General features: G+C 55.5%; 4 protein-coding genes and 1 tRNA gene. 2 read left to right on the forward strand and 3 right to left on the reverse strand.

Translation table 11 applies throughout. The annotated features are described in order from the left end of the window. The first annotated feature begins 355 nt into the window (after positions 1–355). Positions 356–3,193: a TonB-dependent receptor gene (locus tag V7680_RS14590; RefSeq protein WP_335653996.1), complete on the forward strand. Its 2,838-nt coding sequence runs from the start codon at positions 356–358 to the stop codon at positions 3,191–3,193. Further along, positions 3,193–4,245 carry a phytase gene (locus V7680_RS14595; RefSeq protein WP_335653997.1) on the forward strand — a complete coding sequence of 351 codons (1,053 nt, stop codon included), beginning with the start codon at positions 3,193–3,195 and terminating at the stop codon, positions 4,243–4,245. The genes V7680_RS14590 and V7680_RS14595 overlap by 1 nt, the downstream gene beginning before the upstream one ends. 312 nt (positions 4,246–4,557) lie before the next feature. Here V7680_RS14595 and V7680_RS14600 read toward each other — a convergent pair whose 3' ends face one another. The 3 genes from V7680_RS14600 to V7680_RS14610 all read right to left on the reverse strand — a co-directional run. Further along, entirely contained in the window at positions 4,558–5,610 is a 1,053-nt protein-coding gene (locus tag V7680_RS14600) for a Glu/Leu/Phe/Val family dehydrogenase (protein ID WP_335653998.1), read from the reverse strand. A gap of 129 nt (positions 5,611–5,739) precedes the next feature. Next, positions 5,740–5,816 (reverse strand) — tRNA-His (locus V7680_RS14605). A gap of 90 nt (positions 5,817–5,906) precedes the next feature. After that, the coding region (locus V7680_RS14610; RefSeq protein WP_335653999.1) for a type II secretion system protein GspK at positions 5,907–6,378 on the reverse strand (472 nt) is incomplete at its 5' end.

The raw sequence follows: 6,378 nt of genomic DNA on the forward strand, positions 1-6,378 counted from the left end.
CAGCCTGCAAAAGGCGCGATCATTGCCATGCAGTGGTGGATGGGATTGCATGATTTTGAAAAGCCTCTTCGCCCAGCTGCAGACCTGCCCAACGACGGCTCGTAAAATCGCCCATGATGATGATCGGCGGCGCGATTGAGACTTTTATGATCTGATCCCGACACCGGGATCGTTGCGATCCGGACATGCCGGAAGCTGAATATTCCCTCCACAAGCCACCGCAGCATATGTGCCCGTGACTTGTGACTGGTAACCAAATCGTCACGAAGGATTCATCCGGGAGTCGTCCAAATGGACGTTTCCCGTCACAATACACGGCTAGAGGCCCGGTACATCAGATTTACCGGAGGGCAGAATGGCCAGAATAACTAGATTTCGCAATGGGTTACTAATCGGATCAGCGGGCATGTTTCTATCGCTGCCCGCCGCCGCATGGGCGGGCACGATCACCGGCGTTGTCAGCGATCCCAGCGAGACCAGAGGGTTGCAGGCCGCACAGGTTCGCCTGGTAGAAATCGATCGGGTTGTGACGACTGCCCGCGACGGCAGCTTTAGGTTCCCCGATGTACCGACCGGAAATTACACACTCGAAACGCGCTACGTCGGCGCTGACACAAGTCAAACCAGCGTGACGGTCACCGAGACCGGAACGGCTATCGCCAACATCCTTTTGCAAACCGGATCCGGCACCGAGATCCTTGTCATCGGCCAAAGCGCCAATCAGGCGAGTTCCTTGTCCCGCAAGCGTGAGGCAGATGGCGTATCGTCGGTCCTGACCCGCGATGCCATCGGCCAGTTTCCCGATCAGAATGTAGCAGAGTCCCTGCGCCGCGTGCCCGGGATCAATATCCTCAACGATCAGGGCGAAGGCCGGTTCGTCTCGGTTCGCGGCCTCGATCCAAACCTCAATGCTTCCTCGCTGAACGGTGTTCGCATCCCCTCACCCGAAAGCGATGTTCGTTCTGTCGCTCTCGACGTGATCTCCAGCGATCTCATCGAATCGATCGAAATCAAGAAATCGCTCACTCCGGACATGGATGGCGACACAATCGGCGCGTCTATCGAAATCAGGACGGTCAGCGCCTTTGATCGCAAGAAAGACCTGCTGACCGGAAAGATCGAGGGCAGCTATAATGAATATTCCGGCGACGTTACGCCAAAGGGGAGCATTGATTTCTCGACCCGTCTTACCGACAATATCGGCGTCGCCGGTGGCTTTTCATACTATAATCGCAAGTTCGAAACCGACAATGTCGAAGCGGAAGGCTGGGACGTCAATGATGACGGCATAGCCTATGCCGACGAAGTCCAGTTTCGTGACTATGATGTCGAACGGGAACGGATCAGCGCGTCGCTGTCTTTCGATTTTCGTGCCAGCGACAGCACCGAACTTTATGTTCGCGGTATCTACAGCCAGTTCGACGATCAGGAATTCCGCGGACGCACGACCTTCAAGCTCGACGAGGAAGCCAGCAGCGGCGATACTAACAGCGCTCTTTTCGATGACGCCGACGGTGAAATCGAGATTGAACGCGATATAAAAGACCGGTTCGAGAGCCAGAAAATCCGCTCGGTAGTTATCGGCGGAAAAACCGAAACGGGTCCGTGGAAAGTCGAATATTCGGGCAGCTGGTCCAAATCCAGCGAATCTGAAAACGGCTCGCTCGACCCTACAACTTTTTCCAACAAATTCGAGGGCGACGGGGTCAGCGTGCTGTTCGACTATAGTGATGATCGTCTGCCAGCCTATAGCTATGCATCCGGCGCTGCCTTGGCCAATGATGCCGGTCTTTACGAACTGGACGATGTAGAATTGACCGCCTTGTCTGCCGCGCAGGACGAAGAATTTTCTGCCCGGCTGGACGTCTCCCGCGTCTTCGGAATGGGCAATGGTGACTTCACTGCACAGGCAGGTTTCAAGGGCCGCTGGCGCGAGAAAGGCTATGACAATAACGTCGAATTTTATGAGGATAGCACCGGAAATTACACGCTAGCCAACGTGCTCGGCCAGCAGACATACCGTCTCGCTGAACTCGGGCCGGTAGCGAGCCGGACCGGAGCAACAGACTATTTCCGTGCCAATTTCGGGGATTTTGAACTGCAGGCAATCGACAGCCAGTTCGACTCGGCAGTCTCGGACTATAATAATCAGGAAGATATTTACGCCGGCTATCTGCTGGGTCGCTGGGACAGCGACAAGCTCCGCGTCATCGGCGGTGTTCGCTTTGAACGGACCGAAAATGTCATTTCCGCGAACACGGTCACATTGGTCGAAGAAGATGCGACCTTTGGCGGCGTGCTGTTTACCGATGATACGGTGGTAGTGGCACCCAACAGCTTCACACGTAGCTATGACGACTGGTTGCCCAGCCTCAATGTCCGCTTCGAACCGAAGCGCAATCTGGTATTACGCGCAGCCGGTTACCGCAGTGTGGTGAGACCCAATCTGTCCGATCTCGCCCCACGTTTTGCTGTCGAACAGAATGACGACAACGAGCGCGAAGGCGAATTCGGCAATCCCGACTTGCAACCTTACGAGGCCTGGAATTTCGATGCCGCAGCGGAATTTTACTTCAGCTCGAACGGCGCGCTCACAGCCAATGTCTTTTACAAGGACGTAAAGAATTTCATTGTCAGCTCGCTCGAGGAAAACGGCACTCGCTTCGGCATCGATTTTGACGAGGCAACCATCCCGATCAATGGCCCCAGCGCCGAAATATTCGGAATCGAACTGGGCTTTTCGCAAGCACTCAATTTCCTGCCCGACCCGCTCGACGGCTTTCTCGTCAACTTCAACTATACCTATACCGATGCCAGCGGCACCGTGCCGACCGATGGCGACATCAACAATCTTCGCAACATCGCTCTGCCGAGCAGTTCGAAGCACACATTCAATGCTGTGCTCGGTTACGAGAAAGGGCCATTCGATTTCCGGCTGGCCGGTACTTATCGGGATCGCTATCTCGACGAGCTCGGTGCGGAAGCCAACGAGGATCGCTATGTCGACAATCATTTCCAGCTCGATGCCAGCGTGAAGGTTAAGCTGAACAAGAATATCCGGCTGTTCGCGGAATGGATCAACATCAACAATGCCAAATATTTCGCCTACCAGAATTTCGACAGCCGCAAACGGCTGTTGCAATATGAAGAATATGGATCGACTTTCAAATTTGGCGCAAAGATAACGATGTGATGAAAAACCCTGTATCATTACTGCTATTGAGCAGCGTCTCCCTCGCCGGTTGCGCACCCCAGTCATCAATCTCCCCTTCCGTGCCAGTCGCGCCGACGTTGGAATTGACCGCCGACGCCGAGACAGTCCCTGTCGGAACCGTCAATCGTGATGCAGCGGATGATCCGGCAATCTGGCGCAATGCCGCTGATCCGGCAAAAAGCCTGATCATCGGGACGGACAAGCGGGCCGGCCTGTATGTCTACGGACTGGATGGCAGCAAAAGGTCGTTTTTGCCGGAAGGCGAACTCAACAATGTCGATCTGCGCGAAGTCATGATCGATGGCAAAATGACCGTGCTGGTCGGAGCGAGCATCCGCAATGACCGCACCAATGCCCATATAGGCCTCTACAAACTTGACCCGCAAAGCGCGGAGCTGACTCCATTGGGCAAATATCCGGCCGGTCCAGGTGAAGCCTATGGCTTCTGCTTTGGCCAGGACAGCGGCGGCGAGGTCTTTGCATATATGATCGAGAAAAGCGGCTTCGTCCGCGAGATCACTCTGGCCTTTGACGGTGGTCTGCCGAGCGCCCGCTTAACGCGGGAATATAAGCTAGCGACCCAGCCGGAAGGCTGCGTTGTCGACGATCGAACCGGACGACTATATGTCGGTGAGGAAAATACCGGAATCTGGCTGTTCGATCTTGATGCTGACGACTTCGAACCGCAGCGTTTCGCCAATATCAACGGTCGCGAACTGGTCGCCGATGTCGAAGGCCTTGCGCTGGCACCGACCGGAGAAACCGGCGGCTATCTGGTCGCCTCCAGCCAGGGCGACAATGCCTATGTGCTCTATGACCTGACAACGGGAAGCTATGTGAACCGTTTCCGTGTGGCGGATGGCGCCATTGACGGCACCTCTGAAACAGACGGTATCGAAGTCATACTGGGCGACTTTGGCCCGGCCTATCCAGAAGGTCTGATGGTGATGCAGGATGGTGCCAATGAAGGCGGCACGCAAAATTTCAAGCTGGTCAGCTGGTCCAAGATCAAGACTGCGGTTGCGCCATAATATCGAAGATCTGGACGGAAGGGAGCGCTTTTGCAGCGCTCTCTTTCGTCATTCCGTCCAAACTTCTTTCCTACAGCCGGCCCGATAAGCTATTCTCTGGCCTGTCCTTCGCCATGCGCCGGACAGGCTCTTTGACATTTGAACAAGACGATAGTCCTCGCCCATGATCAGCAGCCCCGCTCGAATCGGCACAGGATTGAAAGATTACACTAGGACGCGAGCTGACAGTTGGAAAACTGTCAGAAATTAGCGGTTTTCGAGCAAAGATTACACAAAATAAAATGGTCAATTTGTGTCAGGTTCGCAATGCGCTTAGCCTCGGCCGATCAGGGCCATCGCCAAATTGTCCGCGACATCGGAATCCGGCAATTTCTGTAATGCGCTCTGTTCCCAGATTTCGGTAAGACGCTCGGGAATCATCGCAACCCTGCGATTGACTTCCTTGACATCGCCGTCGCCGAGATATTCGAGGCCAACGCTGATGATGCCACCCGAGTTGATAACATAATCCGGCGCGAACAGTATGTTACGGTCAAAGATTCGCTGTCCGTCTTCAGGAGTCGCCAGCTGATTATTGGCGCCGCCTGCAACAATAGGAACGTTGAGATGGGCAATAGAGACCTTGTCCAATATCGCGCCCAAGGCATTGGGACTAAACACATCCGCCTCGATCCGCATGACTTCATCGAGACCAACGACACTCGCTCCGATTTCCTCCGCCAGCGCTGCGGCATGGTCCTTGTTGATGTCGGCGATACTCAATTTCGCGCCGTCCTTGGCAAGCAAACGGGCAAGACCGCCGCCAACGCTGCCAACACCCTGGATCGCGACATGGACCCCGTCCATATTATCGCGGCCCAGTTTGTGCGCCACCGCGGCTTTGACGCCGAGATAGACGCCCATCGCCGTGAACGGACCAGGGTCGCCGCCGGCTTCACCACTATTGCTGACCGGCAGGCCGGAAACATATTTCGTCTCTTTGGTCAGTGCCACCATATCAGCAGCGGTGATTCCGACATCTTCCGCAGTCACATATTGCCCGCCAAGCGACTCGATCATCCGCCCGAAAGCGGCGAGCATTTCCGGTGTCTTAGTGCGATTTCGATCGGCGAGAATAACCGCCTTGCCGCCGCCCAGTGGCAGACCGGCCATCGCGTTCTTGAAGCTCATACCGCGCGAAAGGCGCAACACATCGGTCACCGCGGTTTCGCGATTCTCGTAATGCCAGAAACGGGTTCCACCGGCTCCGGGGCCGCGATGGGTGCTGTGCAAGGCAACAATCGCGCTGAGGCCGGTTTCTACATCATGGAAAAAATGGACCGCTTCATGGTCGTCAAAATCCGGCAAATCCCACATCACGCTCATGGCGGTAATTCCTAGCAAGTTGGTGTAATTAAATATCTCATAGCTGTAATTTAATTACAAATAAAGAGAGACTTTCCCGATATGGCCAGGTGGTGATGGCCTTATGCTGCTCTTACTTCTCGGGGAAAATGGGGCGATCGAGGGGTCTTGAACCCCCGACCTCCGGTACCACAAACCGGCGCTCTAACCAACTGAGCTACGATCGCCACAAGCCGCGCGCTATATAGCCGCATTGCGATGGGGTGCATAGGGATAGGCAGTAGCAATCGTCAAGCATTTAGCGGAGCAATTTTGAATTAAAGCGCATCCCCGCGCTGACGGTGAACAAGACGGCCCGGTTGCCGCGCAGCATCGATCAGCGCCCGCTCCTCGGCCAGCGCGCTTTGCATCTCCACGGTCAGGTCGGCGCGGAACCAGCGGGTGGTCAATTTGGTCTGGCTCTGGACTTCGGGCGCTGCGCCCAGACTGGCAGGATAGGATTGCGCCCAGAAATCATTCAGGCTCGCATATCCGAGTTCCGGTCGCCGCCCCAGAAATTGGCGGGCGGGCGTCAGATCGGAGGGAACCGCGCCCAGCATCGCTAGCAATATCGCCTGTTCCGGCCGCAATGTGTTGATATTGATCGGGGAAAGATCGGTCGTCGGCAAGGCGCAGATCCAGGGTGCCAGGCGGACAAATATATCGTCCGTCACGCCTTTGATCGTCCGCAATTCGCTGACATCGACGATCAGGGCGTTGGCGGTGCGATAGGGTTCTTCCTGCTGCAGA

It is taken from the genome of Parasphingorhabdus sp. (assembly GCF_036963705.1).
GTDB lineage: Bacteria > Pseudomonadota > Alphaproteobacteria > Sphingomonadales > Sphingomonadaceae > Parasphingorhabdus.